The sequence below is a fragment of the Mesorhizobium album genome (assembly GCF_033977205.1).
GTDB classification, from domain to species: Bacteria; Pseudomonadota; Alphaproteobacteria; order Rhizobiales; family Rhizobiaceae; genus Mesorhizobium; species Mesorhizobium album.
Window position 1 is genome coordinate 111,189 of record NZ_JAVIIW010000009.1, and the last position, 17,060, is coordinate 128,248.

Sequence of the window (17,060 nt, forward strand, 5' to 3'; positions counted from 1 at the left end):
AAGGCGGAGGCGCTAGCTCACCAGCCGCGGCGCTGAGGCCGCCTGGGGAGATTACTCACGTGACCATATCCATGTACGATATTTCCGTGGCCGTCTTTTCGGCCCGGCTGAAGGCGCTGGCCAGCGTGCTGTCACTGGCCGAACAGAACGCTGCCGAGCGCAAGATCGACCCACAGGTGTTTTTGACCGCCAGGCTGGCGCCCGACATGTTTGCGCTGACCCGGCAGGTGCAGATCGCCACCGACCATGCCAAGGGCGCGCCGTCGCGGCTCGCCGGGCGCGAAGTGCCGAAATACGAGGATAGAGAGCAGAGCTTCGAAGAGCTGCACGCCCGAATCGCCAAGACGCTCGATCATCTGGCGACATTCTCGGTCGCCGACCTGGAGGGCTCGGAGGAGCGGACGATCGAACTCAGGCTTGCCGGACGCGAGGTGTCGATGGGCGGCCTGCAGTATCTGCTCCATGCCGCCATGCCGAACTTCTACTTCCACGTCACCACGGCCTACGACATCCTGCGGCACAATGGCGTGCCGCTGGGCAAGGCGATTTTCCTGGGACGCTGAATCACGGGGTTTCCCGGCCCGGCCGGGAAACCTTCTCTATTTTGCTTCTCGCAACTCCGGGCGGAAAAGTGCGGCACGCTTTTCCTGGAGCTGCTCGGCCGCCGCTTCAGCGCATCGACATCTCGCGGGCGATACGCGGAAAGTCGGCCGGCTTGATGCCTATATCGGCGCGATCGGCGTTGCTCATCGCGTTCAAAAGCGCGAGTGCGGCACGGTAACGCTGCTGTTCCTGCGGCCGCGGCCGCGCGAACATTTCGGTGAAGAACCCCATATCCCAGGCCCCTAGTTTGTCCTCCACGCGCCCATGATACAGGTGATTTGTTACAATTGTGCAGTGCAGCAATTGCATAGCTGCCATGTCGCGCGAATTTTTTTCCGCCACAATCGATTCTTTCTGAAACTTTTCCGGAGTCTCGATCGTAGGCCCGGTGCTGGCCCGTGGCCGGCTTTTTCCTCGCCACTCCTGGCGACGTTGCCGGGCCGCACGAAAATGCGGTCCGGCTTTTTCGATTCGGCGCAGCAACAAGGTTCCGGGAGCAGAAAAGGCTCCAATTGTCAGCGACGTCGGCATTCATTTTTAACGCGCGCGATCTAAGGTCGATGTGACAGTGAATGCCGTCGTTACACAGGGGAGGCTGAGATCGGCACCGGGAACAAGCTCGATTTCGCTTCGTTGCTCGACGACCTGATCATCGCCGCCCGGCGCTCCATTCCGTTCGACTATCTGTCCGTTGCGGACGAGCTTCATTCCGGCCGTATCAAGGTCGCAGGCGAAAGCGTCGCCGCCGAGTACCGCGAAGCGGGCGCCGACCTTGCTGCCGAGTTCGCCGCGCTTCTCGACCAGGCAAAGCTGACACTCGCCGACGAGGAGCGCGGGCCGGAGGACAAGCTGCCGCCGATCGACCCCGAATCGATTGCTGGCGAGCTCGGTTTAGACCGTCCCGGCAAGAATGCCGATTTCGGCCGCATCCGCCGCAACTTCGCCTTTGCCAACCATCCGGACCGGGTCGCCCCGCATCTGCGCCAGCGCGCCATGATCCGCATGCAGGTGGCCAACATGCTGATCGACGAGGCAAAGCGGCGCGCGCTGGCCGGAGCTAGGCGGTAGTTCCCTCGACACAGAGTTTTTGATAGGTTGCAATGCTTGTCGGCGGGCGAAGATTCTCGCCGTTCGTTTCCGTCAAATTGGTACAAGCGCTGGGGATTAGCTGAAGCTTCCAACCTCGTCATCCCAGGGCGAAGCAGGAGCGTAAGCTCCGTCGCGGAGACCCTGGGATCCATGCCGTTACCTTGATCGAAGGGCGCAGCGGAGCAGAATTCTGCACCGTTGCAGCGCCTTGAAGTCACGGCGTGGATCCTGGGGTCTGCGCCGTGTCGCGTCGCTCCTTGCTCCGCCCCAGGATGACGAACTGACTGGCGCTTCGGCCAATCTCCACGCTGTGCGACTTTGCCAAACGCAAGCGTTTTGCTCTATGTTCAAATTTCCTCCCCGCGCAGCCCGCGCAATACCTCCCGCCGGAGACATTCCATGCAAAAACGCCGCCTTGGTCGGACCGATCTCCTTGTTTCGCAAATCTGCCTGGGTTCGATGACCTGGGGCCAGCAGAACATCGAGGCCGAAGGCCATGCGCAGATGGACCTGGCGTTTTCGCGCGGGGTCAATTTCATCGACACGGCCGAGCTTTACCCGATTCCGCCCAAGGCGGAGACGCAAGGACGGACCGAGACAATTATCGGCAGCTGGATGAAGGCGAAGGGGAACCGCGACAAGGTCATCATCGCCTCCAAAGTGGTCGGCCGCACCGGCAACACCTGGTTTCGCGGCGACCGTCCTTCCAAGCTGGTCCGCGCCGACATTTTCGACGCGATCGAGAAGTCGCTGACGAAGCTCGGTACCGACTATATCGACCTCTACCAGGTCCACTGGCCAGAGCGAGACATGCCGTGGGGTTCAAACCCGACCCGGGTTGGTGCCGTACCGCGTCGCGCCGACACCGAAGGCGCGCCGGCCGGCGAGACGCCCATTGCCGAAACGCTCGCCGTCTTCGAGGACTTTGTGAAGGCCGGCAAGATCCGCCATCTGGGCCTGTCGAACGAGAGTTCCTGGGGCGTCATGCGTTTCCTTGTCGAGTCCGACAAGGGCACCGGCCCGCGCGTTGCCTCGCTGCAGAACGCCTACAATCTCGTCAACCGCACCTTCGAGGTGAACCTGGCCGAGGTCTGCGAGCGCGAGCAGGTTGCCTTTCTGCCCTATTCGCCACTGGCGCAGGGCTACCTCACCGGCAAATACGATCACGGCGCGCGGCCGCTCGGCTCGCGCTCGCAGCTCTTCAATCGCGGCCAGCGCTATGAGACGCCGAATGCCGCCGAAGTGCTGCTCGAATACAATAAGCTGGCGCGCTCCTTCGGCATGGAGCCGGCGCTCTTTGCCAACGCCTATGTGTCGAGCCGGCCCTTCGTGACCTCGAACATCGTCGGCGCCACCAGCGTCGCGCAACTCGACACGGCGCTGTCCTCGGTCGAGGTCAGGTGGACGGAGGAGATGCAGAAGGCGGTCGACGCTATCCACCAGCGCGTCGGCAATCCGTGTCCGTGATCGGGAATCAGCGAGAAAAGACAAAGGGGTGGAGACGATGGCAGATTTTCCGATCGAGGCCGTGCGCGGCAAATTTCCGGCGCTTGCGCTGACCGACAAGGGCCGCCGCCGCATCTATCTCGACAATCCCGCCGGCACACAGGTGCCGCAGGCGGTGGCCGAGGCGGTGTCGCGCTGCCTTCTCACAACCAACGCCAATCTCGGCGGCTTCTTCGAGACGACGGTCGCGGCGCAGACCGTGGCCGACGACGCGCATGCGGCGATGGCCGATTTCGTCGGCGCCGCAAGCGTCGAGGAGATCGTCATCGGCGCCAACATGACGACACTGACCTACCACATGTCGCGCACGCTCGGCCGCACGATGAAGCCCGGCGACGAGATCATCCTGACGCGCATGGATCATGAGGGCAACGTCTCGCCCTGGCTGCAGCTTGCCGAGGATCTCGGCTTGGTCGTGCGCTTCGTGCCGTTCGACGAAGGGAGCTGGCAAGTCGAGGAAGCGGTGCTGCAGAAGCTGCTTTCGGAAAAGACGCGGCTCGTGGCGCTGAACTATGCTTCAAACCTCACCGGCTCGATCAACCGCGTGAAGGCGCTGACGGCGATCGCCAAGCAGGCCGGCGCGCTGGTCTATGTCGATGCCGTGCAGTTCGCACCGCACGGGTTGATCGACGTGGAGGCGCTCGGCTGCGATTTCCTGGTCTGCTCGGCCTACAAGTTCTTCGGGCCGCATATGGGCATTTTGTGGGGCCGCCGCGACTTGATCGATGCGCTGAAACCCTACAAATGCCGCTGCTCGTCCAACGGTCTGCCGGAGCGGTTCGAGCTCGGCACGCCACAGATCGAGCTGATGGCCGGCCTGACCGCTGCCATCGATTATTTCGCCGATCTCGGCGCGGCCGCCGGCGGAAGCGGCTCGCGGCGGCAACGGATCGCCAAGGCTTTCGAAGTGTCGATCGCTTATGAAAATGCGCTGACCCGGCAGTTGATAGAAGGCCTGTCGGACATCGAAGGCCTGACCATCCGCGGTATCACCGATCCGGAACGCCTCGGCGAACGCGTGCCGACGGTGTCCTTTACGGTCGAGGGCATCGCGCCGGAGACGATCGTGCGGCAAATGAACGGCGAGAACATCTTCCTCTGGTCAGGCCACAACTACGCATGGGAGATCGTCCACCAACTCGGGATCCCGCCGGAGCAGGGCGTTGTGCGCATTGGCATCGCCCACTACAACACGGCCGCCGAGATCGGCGAGACCCTGGAAAGCGTGCACCGCATGGTTGCCATGCTGAGGCAGCAGCGTTAGACAGGTTCACCGTTTCACGGAAACGGCGAACCGCTCTATCTCCTTGTTTTGACGCAATTCCGGACGGAAAACCGCTCACACTTTTCCTGGAATTGCTCCAGGGAACTATCGCTGCTTGCCGCCAAAGCCGGTCAGGAAAGCGGTGAGGTTGTCGCCGAGCGCATCGCAGAGATAGCCGCCTTCCTGAACAATGACCGTCGGCAAGCCAAGCCCGGCAATCGCCTCGCCGATGCGCGAGAAGCCGGGCGTCGTCACCGACAGCCCGCCGAACGGATCGCCTTCGAAGGCGTCCAGTCCAAGCGCCACCACCAGCGCCTCCGGCGCGAAGGCGTGGATGCGCCAGAAGGCCGTCGCCAGCGCTTCGAGAAACGCCGCATCGCCGGATTTGCGCGCGAGCGGCAGGTTGAGATTGTAGCCGAGGCCAGCGCCTTCGCCGCGCTCGTCGGCATGGCCCCAGAAGAAGGGGTAGAAGCGCACCGGATCGGCATGCAGCGAGACCGTCAGCACGTCGGGCCGGGCGTAGAAAATGCCTTGCGTGCCGTTGCCGTGATGCAGGTCGACATCGAGGATCGCGACGCGCGAAGCATTCTTGCGCAGCACCTGCGCCGCCACCGCCGAATTGTTGATGAAGCAGAAGCCGCCGGCGACGTCGGCGAAGGCGTGATGCCCCGGCGGGCGGCAAAGCGCATAGGCCGACGGCGCGCCGGCCATGACGGCCTCGGCCGCCTCCACCGCGCTCCAGGCACTCCAGAGCGCGCTGTTCCAGGTCTCGGCCGAGATCGGGCAGGCAGTGTCGGCCATATGATAGCCAGCCTGGCCGACCGCCGAGGCCGGGTAAGAGCCGTTGCGGGCGATCGGATGGATGTTCGGGATAACCTCTGCCGAGGCGCCCTCGATGCGCTGCCAGCGCGCGAAGATGTGCTCGAGGAAGTCGAGATATTCGGGCGTGTGTACGGCGGCGATCGGCCCAAGGCCATGATTCTTCGGCCTCTCGATCGTCAAACCGGCCGATCTTGCGCCAGCTAACAATCTTTCGACCCGTTCAGGCTTCTCAGGGTTGGGCTGAGGCGCGCCGCTGGAGAGGAAAGCCTTCGGGTCGTGGCTTTTCTGTTCCTCGGCATAGAAGGCTTTCATTGTCATTCCTCCGGCAGGTCGGCAAAGGCGAAGAAGGCCTCACCGACGATCTTTTGCACCTGCTCGTAGCTCGACCAACCGATGCCCAGCCTTTCATAGAAGGCCTTGGCGGTCTCGTTGTCGGTATCGACGGAGAGCCTGAGATAGACGCCGCCTGCCGCGCGGCACTCCCTGGCCACCCGCCGCAGCAGCTTTTCGCCGATCCGCCGGCCGCGAAAACGGTCCTCGACATAGAGGTCCTGCACGTAGACGCCAGGCCTGCCCATCCAGGTCGAGAAGATCGGGAAATGCAGGCAGAGGCCGGCGAACTCGCCGTCGACCTCGGCGATCAGGGTCGAAAAGGCTGGGTTTGCGCCGAAGCCGTAACGGCGGAGGTCTTCTGGCGTCGATTCGATTTCCTGATGGGCATCGATGTGTTCGCCGAGCTTGAGCAGCGCAGCGTGGATGATCTCGACGTCCTCGATTCGGCCGGGGCGGAGTGTGACGGTTTGCTTGGTTGCGGCCTTGCTCATTGAGACGATGGCGCCCAGGCACCCCCCTCTGGCCTGCCGGCCATCTCCCCCGCAAGGGGGGAGATTGGCAGCGTCGGCCATGCCGCCCACCTTGCAAGGTTGGAGATTGGCGAAAGCCTATCCGACATCCGATCTCCCCCCTTGCGGGGGAGATGGCCGGCAGGCCAGAGAGGGGTGGGGCGGAACGCAAACATCTCAGGATGTCTCAAAACGCCACCCGGTCGCCGCCCTTCAGCGCCAGCATTTCGCGCGCTTCTGCTGGCGTTGCGACCTCCAGCGACAGGCCGTCGAGAATGCCGCGGATGCGGCGCACTTGGTCGGCATTCGATTTCGCCAGCTGACGCCCGTCATAGAGGCTGTCCTCGAGCCCGACGCGGACATTGCCGCCCATCGCGGCGGCGATCGAGATCAAGGGCATCTGGTTGCGGCCGGCGGCAAGCACCGAGAACCGGTAGCTGTCGCCGAACAGCTTGTCGGCGATGCGCTTCATGTGGATGAGATTGTCTGGATCGGCGCCGATGCCGCCGAGAATGCCGAGCACGAACTGGAGGAACAGCGGACCCGATACCAGGCCGCGATCGCGCAAATGCGCCAACGAATAGAGATGGCCGACATCGTAGCATTCAAATTCGAAGCGCGCGCCGCAGCCTTTGCCGAGTTTTTCGAGGATCGACTCCATATCGGCAAACGTGTTCTTGAAGATCGTGTCGCGCGTGGCCTCGAGCAGCTTCGGCTCCCACTCGTGCTGCCATTCGCGCGGCCGCTCCAGCATCGGGAACAGCGCGAAATTCATCGAGCCCATGTTGAGCGAGCACATTTCAGGCTGCGCCCGCAAGGGTGCCGCCAGCCGCTGGTCGAGGCTCATCAGCGACGAGCCTCCGGTGGTGATGTTGATCACCGCGTCGGTCGCCTGCTTGATGCGCGGCAGGAATTGCATGAACACGTCCGGGTCGGCCGTCGGGCGGCCGTCCTTCGGGTCACGGGCGTGGAGATGCAGGATCGAGGCGCCGGCCTCCGCTGCGGCAATGGCATCGGTCGCGATCTGGTCGGGCGTCACCGGCAGATACGGCGACATGGACGGCGTGTGCACAGAACCGGTGACGGCGCAGGTGATGATGACTTTCCTCGACGCCATTTTTCGCCCCTCAGCCTTCGACCGGCAGGTCGAGCTCGGCGGCGAGCGCTTCCAGCGAGTCGCCGATGATGGCGATCATCTCGCCGATCTGCTCAGCTGTTATGATCATCGGCGGCGCCACCATGAAATTGTCGCCGTCGATGCCGCCCTTGACCTTGCGGCCATAGATGATCAGGCCGCGCGCATAGGCGTGGTCGAGCAGGCGCTGCGTCGCCTTGCGGGCCGGGTCGATGGGCTTCAGCGTCTCCGGATCGGCGACCATTTCCACGCCAAGCAGCAGACCCTTGCCGCGCACGTCGGCCATGAACGGAAAACGCTTCGCCAGCCCCTTCAATTCGCCGACCAGCACGTCGCCCATCGCGGCGGCGTTGGCGATGAGATCGAGCCGGTCCATCTCGCCGAGCACCGCGAGGCCGGCAGCACAAGCGAGCGGATTGCCGGCATAGGTGTGACCATGCTGAAAGCCGCCTGAGGCAAGCAGCGGCTCGACAAGTCGCATTGGCGCCGCCAGCGCGCCGAGCGGCGCGTAGCCCGAGCCTAGCCCCTTCGACAGCGCGACGATGTCCGGCTTGCAGTTCCAATGGTCGCCGCCGAGGAATTTGCCAGTGCGGCCGGCACCGCTCATCACCTCGTCATGGATGAGCAGGATGCCATAGTGGTCGCAGATCTCGCGGATGCGCGGATAGTAGCTGTCGGGCGCGACAAGGGCTGCCGTCGCAGCACCGCCGACCGGCTCCATGATGAAGGCGAGCACGCTTTCCGGACCCTCGGCGAGGATCTTTTCCTCCAGCATGTCGGCGTAGCGGACGCCGCGCTGCTCCATCGAGAGATTGTCCCGGTCGCGCCAGGCGGTGGGGGCCGGCACCGTCGGCATCACCTGCATCAATGGCGTGAAAGTCTCGGCCAGCGCGTCGTCGCCGGTGACGGCAAGCGAGCCGAGCGTGCCGCCGTGATAGGAGGGGAAGCGGGCTATCACCTTCCAGCGCTTGGGTTGGCCGGTGGCGACCGCCCATTGCCGGGCGAGCTTGATGCAGGACTCGGTCGCTTCCGAGCCGCCGGAGACGAAGAAGATGCGGTCCATGCCTTCGGGCAGTTTTCGCGCCAGCTCCCGCGCCAGCTCTTCCGCCGGCTCGTTCTCGAAATGCAGCCGATAGGCGAAAGTGGTCTTGTCCATCTGCCGCTTCATGGCGTCGAGCACATTGCGGTTGGAATGGCCGATATTGGCGACCATCGGCCCGCTTGAGCCATCGATGAAGCGGCGGCCATCCTTGGTCCAGAAATAGATGCCTTCGGCGCGGTCGACGAGCGGCCGGCGCAGGCTGGAGAGATAGAACAGATGTGACGGCGGCCGCGCTTCGGTGTCGGGCGAGGGCTGCACTTCCGGTTTCGGCATGTCAGGACTTTCCAAGATAGCGGTCGAGAACATTTTTGGTCACGCGTTCGACCATCGCGTCCTGCCTCAGCAGGCCGGCGACCCATTCGCAGCTTCCAGCGTGGAAGACTTCACCCTTGCCGCGCTGGAAATTGACGATCATGCCGTTGCCGCGCTTGACCTTGTCGAGATTGGCGTCGCTGGCCTCGCCGAACAGAGTCTCGGCGGTGAAGCGGCCGTCCTCGTCGGTCAGGAACTGGTCCTCGATCGGGATGTCGGCACTTTCCTCGACCTGGCTCGCCATGCCGACGGCAAGCACCTGCAAGCCGTCCGGCGCGCCGCTGGTCGCGGTCGGGTAGGGCAGTCCGCCACGGATCTCGAAATCGAGCCCATCGACCTCATAGCCATAGACGTGGCTATCGGCGCCGAGCAGGTCGCCATAATAGATGCCGGTGCCGGCAAAGGCCCAATGCTCCGGCCGGTAGACCGGGAAGCCGCGCACGCCGCGCGGCGCGCAGCCGCCCCAGCCGGCGTAGACGCCCCTCGTCGCGTTGAGGCCGAAGGTGGCGCTGCCCGGACGGCCGATCTCCGGCGCTTCCCAGGAATTGGTCGCGCGGGTGACATCGCCGCCGCGATAGGCAGGATCCTCGGCGCGGGCGTGGTATTTGTAGCAGACCTGTCGGCGGCCTTCGTCCTCCAGTCTGGTCTGCCACATGAAATTGCCGGCAAAGCGGGCAGCATGGCCGCCGCGCTCGACATAAGCGTCGACCGCGTCGCGCATCTCCCAAGTCCAGTATTCGTCATGGCCGACGAAGACGACGCAGTCGTAGCCGTCGAGGATATCGGGCGAGAAATGCAGCTCATGCTGGCTGACGAGATCTAGCTGATAGCCGGCGCGCTCGGCGAAGCGGAAGAAATGGCTGTCGTAGCTCGCCCAGCCGGAAGAGGCGTATTTCTTCGAATGTCCCGTGGCGAAGGCCCATTCCATATGCGGATAGCGCGGCGCGGTCTTCGGCGGCATCGCGACTTCCAGCGGCACACGCGGTGCCTCCTTGGGCAGCACGACGAAGCCGCGGCACCAGGGGCGCTGCGTCGACACCGTCGTCGCGTATTGGTCGCGGTTCGGACCCGTGATGCCCTGATAATGATTGGAGCCGCCCCAGGTGTTGTAGGCCGTCCAGGTGCCGGTCGCGGCGACCTGCAGCAGGCGGCCGGGCTTGCGGCCGGGTAAGGGCGCGACGATGAAGAGATGGTGGCTTTCAATCGGCTTGCCGTTGCGACCGTCGGCTGAGAGCGTGACGCGATAGGCGCCGGAAGGCCAGTCGTCACCGATGCGGAATTCGAACGACGCTTCCCAGCCGCAGCCGTCGACCGAGCATTGGCCGGGCGTGTCCTGCCAGCGCGCCGACAGGCCCGCCCCCTCGAAGACCTTGGTTTCAACGCCGCCGTCGCGGGTAATTGCGATGTTGAATTGCGGCGCCGTCGAGCTGACGAAAAGCGTCGCCGCGTCGCCCGGCTGGTAGGAAAATCGGTCGCTGTAGCACCAGATCTCACCGCGCTCGCCATCCATCCCCGGCCATTCGTAATAGTGGCCGCGCACCGCCTCGCGGCGCTGCTCGGGCGTCAGCCCGAAGTCGGGGAATTCGGTTGGAAGCTGCGTCAAAGGACACCTGAAACCAAGAGGCTGCCATTGAGACCAATGGCCGGCCAAGCGTCAATTGGAAACGATCGGGCCAGCAAGCGCTTGGCGGTATCCAGCAAACGGACTATTTCATCCTCAGGCGATGTTTCAACGCCAGGAGCCGACATGCTGCGCGTGCAAAAGGTTAAGGTCGACGATATCTACGTGCCCACGGCGCGCCGCAAGACACTGCATCCCGAGACCGTGCGCCATCTCGCCGAGGACATCCTCGAGAACGGCATGAAGACGCCGATCCAGGTGCGCCACGACGGCAAGCGCCATGTCCTGGTCGAAGGGCTGCACCGGCTCGAAGCCGCCAAGTGGCTCGGTGAGACCGAGATCGATGCCTATCTCGTCCAGGCCCGGCGGCACTGACCCCAGGGCGCCGAGATCTGGCGCATCACCGCAACCGATCGCATCCCATCAATGCTTTTCAATTGACCCTGCGGCGCCGGCCGCTACTACCGTGCCTGCATTCCCACAAAACAGGTGATGGCGATGACGAAATACCAGGGCGGATGCCTGTGCGGCGCGGTGCGCTATCGCGCCGACGTCGAGCCGATCAACGAGCGCGTCTGCCATTGCCGGCTATGCCAGAAGGCGATCGGCGCGGCCTTCAACGCGCGGCTCCTGTTCCGCATCGACGACGTGACGATTGAGGGGCCTGTGGCGACGGTCAATTCCTCGCCGGACCTCAAGCGCGGCTTTTGCTCAGCCTGCGGCACGACGTTGTTTTCGCGTCGCGATTCCAGGGGCATCCTCGGCGTCACGTCCGGCTCGCTCGACGATCCGTCCGTGTTCAAGCCCGACATGCATTTCTGGACCGCTTCCATGCAGCCCTGGGTGCGGCTCGATGACGGCCTCCCGCAATATGAGGGTGCGCCGCCGGCGTAGCACTCTTCCTTCTCCCCTTTGTGGGAGAAGGAAGAGCTTGCACAAAAATTTCATCTTCGATTCACGAGATAGCCGGCAAAGCGTCATTGGTGGGCCATCATTGGCTGCCTATCTAAGCGCCATGCGGGAAGGCATCGAGGAGGCGACGGATGAGCGAGAGCATCAATACCCTGGACGAGCTTTTGAACGACCCGATGATCCAACTCGTTATGGAGCGCGATCACGTGCGCCCGGCCGAGCTTCGCATGCTCTTGGAAAAGGCTCGCGCCCGGGCCGCCGACGATTCCCGTCTCGACCAGCCCGAGGTGCCGCCGGCGCATGTCGTGGCCGGGAGCTGCCTGAAACAATGGCTGTACCGCTAGCGCCGTGCGCTCATTTCCATCAGCTCGAATTCGCCGGCAAGTAGCTGTAATGGTTGCGGAAATAGGCGATCCTGAAACCGAGCCGGGCATAGTTGCGGTAGGCCGGGCCATCGCGTTCGGGGCGCGGCGCCTCGATGTCAGCGACGAACAGTTTCGCGCCGGCTGCGATGCCGTCGCGCACCAGCCTTTCGCCAATCACGGCGTCGAGATCGAAGCTCGGCGCCATGATACCCGGCACCGGCGCGTCGATGCCGCTCCAGGCAGCGCCATCTGAGATGAACAGTGAGCGCACTGCGGCCACCGCGCCGTCGCGTTTCAGCATATAATGATGCCAGCCTTTGCGGCCGACCAGTGCGACAAGCCAAGGCGAGGTGGGCAGCCTGTACCTCGCGTCGATGAAGGAAGCCCATTCCGCGGCCGTTCCGGGCGTGACCTCCTCGACCGCTATATCGGCGGCCGGGAAGAGCGGTTCAGGCGCCAGCGGCGTCGCGTCGCGGAAGATTCGTTCCCAGCCGCTCTGGTGCTGCAGGCCGCGCGCTTCCAGCCAGCATCTCAGCCGCGAGGGTTCGGTATGCGGACTGGTGTAAAACCATGGCCTCACGATGCCGGCCGCGCGGTAGTGCGCCAGCAGCGCATCGACCTGTTCCTCCGTCGCCGGGCCGTCGACGCCGATATTCTTCACGCAGTTGAAATGGATAAACGGGATCTTCGTGCAGGTGGTCCAGACGAGATCGCCGTCGCGGGCGATCGAGAGACCGTGGTGCGTGGCGAAATCCGCGGGTGCGGCGTCATAGAGGTCGAGCCATGCATTGACCTCGGCACGCTCGAGGGCGCGGCTCAGATCGCGCGAGACCTCATCGATCGCAATCTCCGGCGCATGCGGTTCCGGCGGTGGCTGTAGTTCCGAGAGGGCGGCGGTCTGCATGGTCCTCCTCCGATATGCCTTACAGCGTAAGATTAGCGGATGATAATATGGAGATGCCAGTAGTCAAGCAGGATTAGCGGCACCTTACAAATCCGTGAGTTGGATTCACGGGATCGTGAGGTTAAGCCTGTCCTTGAGGGGCTTTCGAATGACGATTCACTTTGTTTCAGAGAAAGGACTGGGATGACCGACGTCTGCACGCAGGGACTGGATACCGGCTTTGTCGGCCTGGGCTACGCCAAGGTGGCATTTCTCGGCATCGTCCAAGGCATCACTGAACTGCTGCCGATCTCATCCACCGCTCATATGCGGATCGTGCCGGCCGTGCTCGGCTGGCAGGATCCGGGTTCTGCCTTCTCGGCCGCCATGCAATTGGCGGCACTGGCCGCCGTCGTCAGCTATTTCTGGAGCGATGTCAGGGATGTCACCGTGGGTTCGCTGTCCGCGATCGTCCGACGCGATTTCGGCGACCGATATTTTCGCCTGGCCATCAGCATCGTGCTGGCGACAATTCCGATCATCATCGCCGGTCTTGCGCTTTCGGGCGTTCTCAACGCCTGCAACTCGCCGCTGCGCAGCCTGAGCGTCATCGGCTTGGCCTGCATCGTCATGGCGATCCTGCTGGCGCTTTCCGAGATCTACGCCAAGCACAAGCTAACGCTGAACCAGGCTTCGATATTCGACGCACTGCTCGTCGGCATCGCCCAGGTCGGTGCCTTGATCCCCGGCGTCTCGCGTTCGGGATCGACGCTCACGGCGGCACTTGGGCTGGGTTTCGCCCGGCCGGAAGCGGCGCGCTTTTCCTTCCTGCTCGGCCTGCCGGCCATCGCGCTCGCCGGCCTGAAGGAGCTGTGGGAACTGCACAAGGTGCATCTCGGCGCCTATGGCTGGTCGGTGCTGGCTGTCGGGCTGATCGTCGCCTCGATCTCGGCCTTCTTTGCCATATGGGGGCTGATGCGCGTGCTGGAGCGCTTCTCTGCCTGGCCCTTCGTCATCTATCGCGGCCTGCTCGGCGTCGTGCTGCTGCTCGGCCTTGCCGTCGGCTGGCTGAGCTAGAGGCTGCCGCAAAATCGGCTATATCGACACCCTGACGCTTCGCTTCGGGTGATCTGATGGATCTTGCGAGTCTGCTGAAATCGGTGCCCTTGCTGGCAATGCTGGTGAAATCGGCGCTGCCGGCGGCGGTCGGCGCGGGCATGGGGTTCGGCCAGTGGCTGGCGGCGCTGCCGCCATGCCGCAACCTCGCGTTCGAGACGGCGACCTATCTCGTCTGCGAGACCGATCCGAAGCAATTTTCGATCGAGCTGTTCTGGAAGAACAAGGACGGCGAGCTCTACCGCTCGCTGCACAATCTTCGCAGCGCCCAAGAGGTCGCCGGGCGCACCATGCTCTTCGGCATCAATGCCGGCATGTACCATCCGGACCTCGCGCCGGTCGGCCTCTATGTCGAGCAGGGCAGGCAGTTCACGCCGGCGAAGACCGGGGCGGGCACCGGCAATTTCTCCATGCAGCCCAACGGCATCTTCTACCTCAGCGGCGGCGAGGCCGGCGTTCGCGCGACCAAGGAATATCTGAAGCATCCGCCGCGGGTGGACTACGCGACCCAGTCCGGGCCGATGCTGGTCATCGACGGCAAGCTGCACCCGAAATTCCAGGCCGGCAGCCCCTCGCGGAAGATTCGCGACGGGGTCGGTGTGCGCGCCGACGGCGTCGCCGTCTTTGCGATCTCGAACAATGTTGTGACCTTCCACGAATTCGCGCGCCTGTTCCGCGACGAGCTCGGCTGCCCGAACGCGCTCTTCCTCGACGGTTCGATTTCGAGCCTCTATGCGCCGGCCATCGGCCGCAACGACGATTTCTGGAATCTCGGGCCGATGATCGGGGTGTTCAGGCGAGGCGGGTAGGGCGCCACCTGTCGACAACCGGCCAAAAGCGGCACAGGCGAAGGCACCACGGCGGATAGCACCGCAGTGCCTTCACGTCTAAAGCGCGTCGCGATCTTTCAGATTCGCTCCATGCGCTTTAGGTTTTTGATTTTACGCATGTCTTTATCCCGAAACCGGTTCCCACTTTCGGGAGACATGCTTTAGTTGGAGGCGTCCTGGATGGCGGACAGCAGCCATGGCCCGCCAGCCTCGCGGGTGAAGGTCCACAGTTCGGTCGCTTCGACCGGATTGTCCGGATCGCCCTTCTCGACGGCGCCGGTCTGGCGGTTGCGCATGACATCGATGGCGTGCCAGCGCATTGCCGCCGTGGCGTAGTCGCGTGAGCCTTCTCGCCACGCCTCCGCAATATCGCCTTCCAGCAGCTCAAGATTGGTCACCTCGTTCCTGATGCCATGGGTCGCGTTCTCCGCCAGCTCTTCCGAAAGGTAGGAAACCATTTCGGGCGTCGTCAGCTTTCGCAGTCCCTGGTGGTCCTCGCGGCTGAAGGCGGCCTGCACTTCGCCGAGGATATTTTCGAACGCATCCCGGTCGGTGTCCGTGATGCCGATTTCGTCAACGCCGGATGCGCCGGCCGCGCCGCGGCTCGTAGCGCTGGATGAGTAGTTGGGTTGCGCACCTCCCCAGCCTTGCTGGCCGAACGGCAAGCCGGAGCTTCTCATGTTGGCCGGCGCGGCATTGTCGCGGCTGAAAAACCGCATCGCCAGCATTATGAGGCCGCCGATCAGCAGCAGCTGGAAAATGAAGCTGAAGCCGCCGCCGATGCCGCCAAATCCGTGGCCGAGCATCATGCCGAACAGGCCGTTGAAGAGCAGTCCGCCCACCAGTCCGCCGACAAAACCGCCACCGAAGCCGTTCCAGAATCCCGGACGTGCCTGGCCGGGAAACGACTGCGACGGCGGTATCGACTGGGTGGTGTTCGGCGTCATCGAGCGCATTACGGGCGCGGTATAGGGCGCGGTCTTCGTCGGAGCCGGGGCCTGGAAGGTCCTGCTGCCGCGGCTGCCGAAACTGCCGCCCATGCGCGCCTCCGCCGGGCCGATGGACACGCTTGCAAGCGCCATCAGCAGGATCAGGAAGATCGACGCGACTTTGATCGTCCGTGATTCTGACATTGGTGACAATCCTTAGATCGGAGCGTTTCAAACGCATCTAGCTCGCCCCCTATATGGGTACGAATTGGGGCAGGGTTAGACCCAGTCTTTCAAGGCATCGCTTGCGGCAGGCACATGGCCTATCCAATCACGGCCTTGCGGCTTCCAGATTCACAGCGGCGCGGCCAAGGGCGAATCGGTCGGGCGGACCAAAGGTAAATTTTGATTCAAACTTTGTTGGTAATTTCTCATTAGCAATGGGGCTTCCGGCGGCGCTGTCCTGCCCTCGGTCTGTTTTGTTTTGCGTACAGGTCAAGATGCGGATTCCTAGCGTCGTCAGTTTCGTGCTCGCAGCGCTTTGCCTTGCCGGCTGCTCGTCCACGTCGGGCGTCGATGCCTTGCAGGTGCCGTCAAGCGAGACGACGAGCTCCGTGGTCAGGCCAAGCGCGCCGGTGGCGAAAGCCGTGAAGACCGCCGACACCGAGACAACCGTCGCGACCGCGTCGATGACCGGCGCCGCGCGCATCAGGCCGCCGGCGCCGCTGCCTGAGGACAATCAGCGTCCCGACGACGAGAATTCGCGTCCCTTCGGCCTTGCCGAGGAGGAGACGGTGGCGTTCCCGGCGACCGACCTGCCGGACAGCGTCGAGCCGCCGGTCGAGGCCGCAGCACTCGTCTCGCCGCCGAAGCGGCTGTCGCGCGCCGCACCGGCGATGCTGGCCGGTCCTGTCACCCGCTATGCCTTCCGCGATGCCAAACCGATCAATTTCGGCCGCTCCTCGCCCAGGCACCTTGCCGTGCACGGTGTCGACGTCTCGCGCTGGCAGGGCAATATCAACTGGGAAAAGCTGCGCGCCCAGGGCGCCAACTTCGCCTATATCAAGGCGACCGACGGCGGCGACCATGTCGACCCGATGTTCATGAGGAACTGGCGCGGTGCGGACGCCGCCGGGCTGAAGCGCGGCGCCTACCACTTCTTCTATTGGTGCCGCACCGCCGGCGAGCAGGCCGACTGGTTCATCCGCAACGTGCCGAAGGTCGATGGCGCGCTGCCGCCTGTGATCGATGTCGAGTGGAACGGCGATTCTTCCTGCAAGCGACGGCCATCGCGCGAAAAAGTGCTGGAGAAGATGCAGGTGTTCATGGACAAGCTGGAGCGCCATTACGGCCAGCGGCCCATCATCTACACCAGCCCGGATTTCTACCGCGACAATCTGCGCGGCGCCTTCCCGGACTATCCGTTCTGGCTGCGCGCGGTGGCGGCGCACCCAACAAAGGTCTATCCGGGCCGCAAGTGGCTGTTCTGGCAATATTCGGGCTCCGGCCTGTCGCATGGCGTGACGGGCCGCATCGACCTCAACGTCTTCCGTGGCGACGAGCGGCAATGGCGCAACTGGCTGGGCGGCGGCGGGCAGATGATGGCCGACGCGGATTGATCCGCCGTCGGATCGCCTCGGCTATCTGGATGGCCGCGGGCGCGATTCATCGAGTGCTGCGTAGGCGAGCACGCCCATGAAGATCGCGAAGTAGGCCAGAACGACGGCGA

General features: G+C 63.8%; 18 protein-coding genes. 10 read left to right on the forward strand and 8 right to left on the reverse strand.

Annotated features, from left to right (window positions below):
- Nucleotides 1–59: 59 nt before the first annotated feature.
- Nucleotides 60–563 (forward strand): DUF1993 domain-containing protein, encoded by a 504-nt coding sequence (locus tag RFN28_RS10305; RefSeq protein ID WP_320287238.1) that lies wholly within the window; start codon nt 60–62, stop codon nt 561–563.
- Nucleotides 564–669: 106 nt separating this feature from the next.
- Here RFN28_RS10305 and RFN28_RS10310 read toward each other — a convergent pair whose 3' ends face one another.
- Nucleotides 670–1,134 carry a hypothetical protein gene (locus RFN28_RS10310; RefSeq protein ID WP_320287292.1) on the reverse strand — a complete coding sequence of 155 codons (465 nt, stop codon included), beginning with the start codon at nt 1,132–1,134 and terminating at the stop codon, nt 670–672.
- Nucleotides 1,135–1,236: 102 nt separating this feature from the next.
- On the opposite strand from RFN28_RS10310, the gene RFN28_RS10315 reads away from it, so the two are divergent.
- The 3 genes from RFN28_RS10315 to RFN28_RS10325 all read left to right on the forward strand — a co-directional run bounded on the left by RFN28_RS10315 (nt 1,237) and on the right by RFN28_RS10325 (nt 4,462).
- Complete coding sequence (locus RFN28_RS10315) at nt 1,237–1,671, forward strand: hypothetical protein (protein WP_320287239.1); 435 nt, start codon at nt 1,237–1,239, stop codon at nt 1,669–1,671.
- Between the two features lie 420 nt (nt 1,672–2,091).
- Entirely contained in the window at nt 2,092–3,159 is a 1,068-nt protein-coding gene (locus RFN28_RS10320; RefSeq protein WP_320287240.1) for an aldo/keto reductase, read from the forward strand.
- 37 nt (nt 3,160–3,196) lie between these two features.
- Nucleotides 3,197–4,462: a cysteine desulfurase-like protein gene (locus tag RFN28_RS10325; protein ID WP_320287241.1), complete on the forward strand. Its 1,266-nt coding sequence runs from the start codon at nt 3,197–3,199 to the stop codon at nt 4,460–4,462.
- A 105-nt stretch (nt 4,463–4,567) separates the two neighbouring features.
- Here RFN28_RS10325 and RFN28_RS10330 read toward each other — a convergent pair whose 3' ends face one another.
- The 5 genes from RFN28_RS10330 to RFN28_RS10350 form a co-directional block, all read right to left on the reverse strand.
- Entirely contained in the window at nt 4,568–5,596 is a 1,029-nt protein-coding gene (locus RFN28_RS10330; RefSeq protein ID WP_320287242.1) for a histone deacetylase family protein, read from the reverse strand.
- 2 nt (nt 5,597–5,598) lie between these two features.
- Entirely contained in the window at nt 5,599–6,108 is a 510-nt protein-coding gene (locus RFN28_RS10335; protein ID WP_320287243.1) for a GNAT family N-acetyltransferase, read from the reverse strand.
- A 205-nt stretch (nt 6,109–6,313) separates the two neighbouring features.
- The gene (kce, locus tag RFN28_RS10340) at nt 6,314–7,243 is read right to left on the reverse strand and encodes a 3,5-dioxohexanoate:acetyl-CoA acetone transferase (RefSeq protein WP_320287244.1); all 930 of its coding nucleotides are present in this window, start codon (nt 7,241–7,243) and stop codon (nt 6,314–6,316) included.
- Between the two features lie 10 nt (nt 7,244–7,253).
- Complete coding sequence (locus RFN28_RS10345; RefSeq protein ID WP_320287245.1) at nt 7,254–8,636, reverse strand: aminotransferase family protein; 1,383 nt, start codon at nt 8,634–8,636, stop codon at nt 7,254–7,256.
- Between the two features lies 1 nt (nt 8,637).
- Entirely contained in the window at nt 8,638–10,278 is a 1,641-nt protein-coding gene (locus RFN28_RS10350; RefSeq protein WP_320287246.1) for a N,N-dimethylformamidase beta subunit family domain-containing protein, read from the reverse strand.
- A 144-nt stretch (nt 10,279–10,422) separates the two neighbouring features.
- Here RFN28_RS10350 and RFN28_RS10355 point away from each other — a divergent pair, with 144 nt between their 5' ends.
- The 3 genes from RFN28_RS10355 (at nt 10,423) to RFN28_RS10365 (ending at nt 11,552) form a co-directional block, all read left to right on the forward strand.
- The gene (locus RFN28_RS10355) at nt 10,423–10,671 is read left to right on the forward strand and encodes a ParB N-terminal domain-containing protein (protein ID WP_059189249.1); all 249 of its coding nucleotides are present in this window, start codon (nt 10,423–10,425) and stop codon (nt 10,669–10,671) included.
- A gap of 123 nt (nt 10,672–10,794) precedes the next feature.
- Nucleotides 10,795–11,190 carry a GFA family protein gene (locus tag RFN28_RS10360; protein WP_320287247.1) on the forward strand — a complete coding sequence of 132 codons (396 nt, stop codon included), beginning with the start codon at nt 10,795–10,797 and terminating at the stop codon, nt 11,188–11,190.
- Between the two features lie 149 nt (nt 11,191–11,339).
- A complete protein-coding gene (locus tag RFN28_RS10365; protein ID WP_320287248.1) occupies nt 11,340–11,552 on the forward strand; it encodes a hypothetical protein in 213 nt (70 codons plus the stop codon).
- Nucleotides 11,553–11,571: 19 nt separating this feature from the next.
- On the opposite strand, the gene RFN28_RS10370 is transcribed toward RFN28_RS10365, so the two are convergent.
- Nucleotides 11,572–12,477, reverse strand: a complete 906-nt coding sequence (locus RFN28_RS10370) for a hypothetical protein (RefSeq protein ID WP_320287249.1) — start codon at nt 12,475–12,477, stop codon at nt 11,572–11,574.
- A 183-nt stretch (nt 12,478–12,660) separates the two neighbouring features.
- Here RFN28_RS10370 and RFN28_RS10375 point away from each other — a divergent pair, with 183 nt between their 5' ends.
- Together RFN28_RS10375 and RFN28_RS10380 are read left to right on the forward strand one after the other, a co-directional pair.
- Nucleotides 12,661–13,533 carry an undecaprenyl-diphosphate phosphatase gene (locus tag RFN28_RS10375; protein WP_320287250.1) on the forward strand — a complete coding sequence of 291 codons (873 nt, stop codon included), beginning with the start codon at nt 12,661–12,663 and terminating at the stop codon, nt 13,531–13,533.
- 56 nt (nt 13,534–13,589) lie between these two features.
- A complete protein-coding gene (locus tag RFN28_RS10380; protein WP_320287251.1) occupies nt 13,590–14,381 on the forward strand; it encodes a phosphodiester glycosidase family protein in 792 nt (263 codons plus the stop codon).
- A gap of 182 nt (nt 14,382–14,563) precedes the next feature.
- On the opposite strand, the gene RFN28_RS10385 is transcribed toward RFN28_RS10380, so the two are convergent.
- Nucleotides 14,564–15,535, reverse strand: coding sequence for a Tim44 domain-containing protein (locus tag RFN28_RS10385; RefSeq protein WP_320287252.1), 972 nt, complete (start codon nt 15,533–15,535; stop codon nt 14,564–14,566).
- A 296-nt stretch (nt 15,536–15,831) separates the two neighbouring features.
- Between RFN28_RS10385 and RFN28_RS10390 the strand changes: the two genes are divergently transcribed.
- Nucleotides 15,832–16,950: a glycoside hydrolase family 25 protein gene (locus RFN28_RS10390; protein WP_320287253.1), complete on the forward strand. Its 1,119-nt coding sequence runs from the start codon at nt 15,832–15,834 to the stop codon at nt 16,948–16,950.
- The last annotated feature ends 110 nt before the right edge of the window (nt 16,951–17,060 follow it).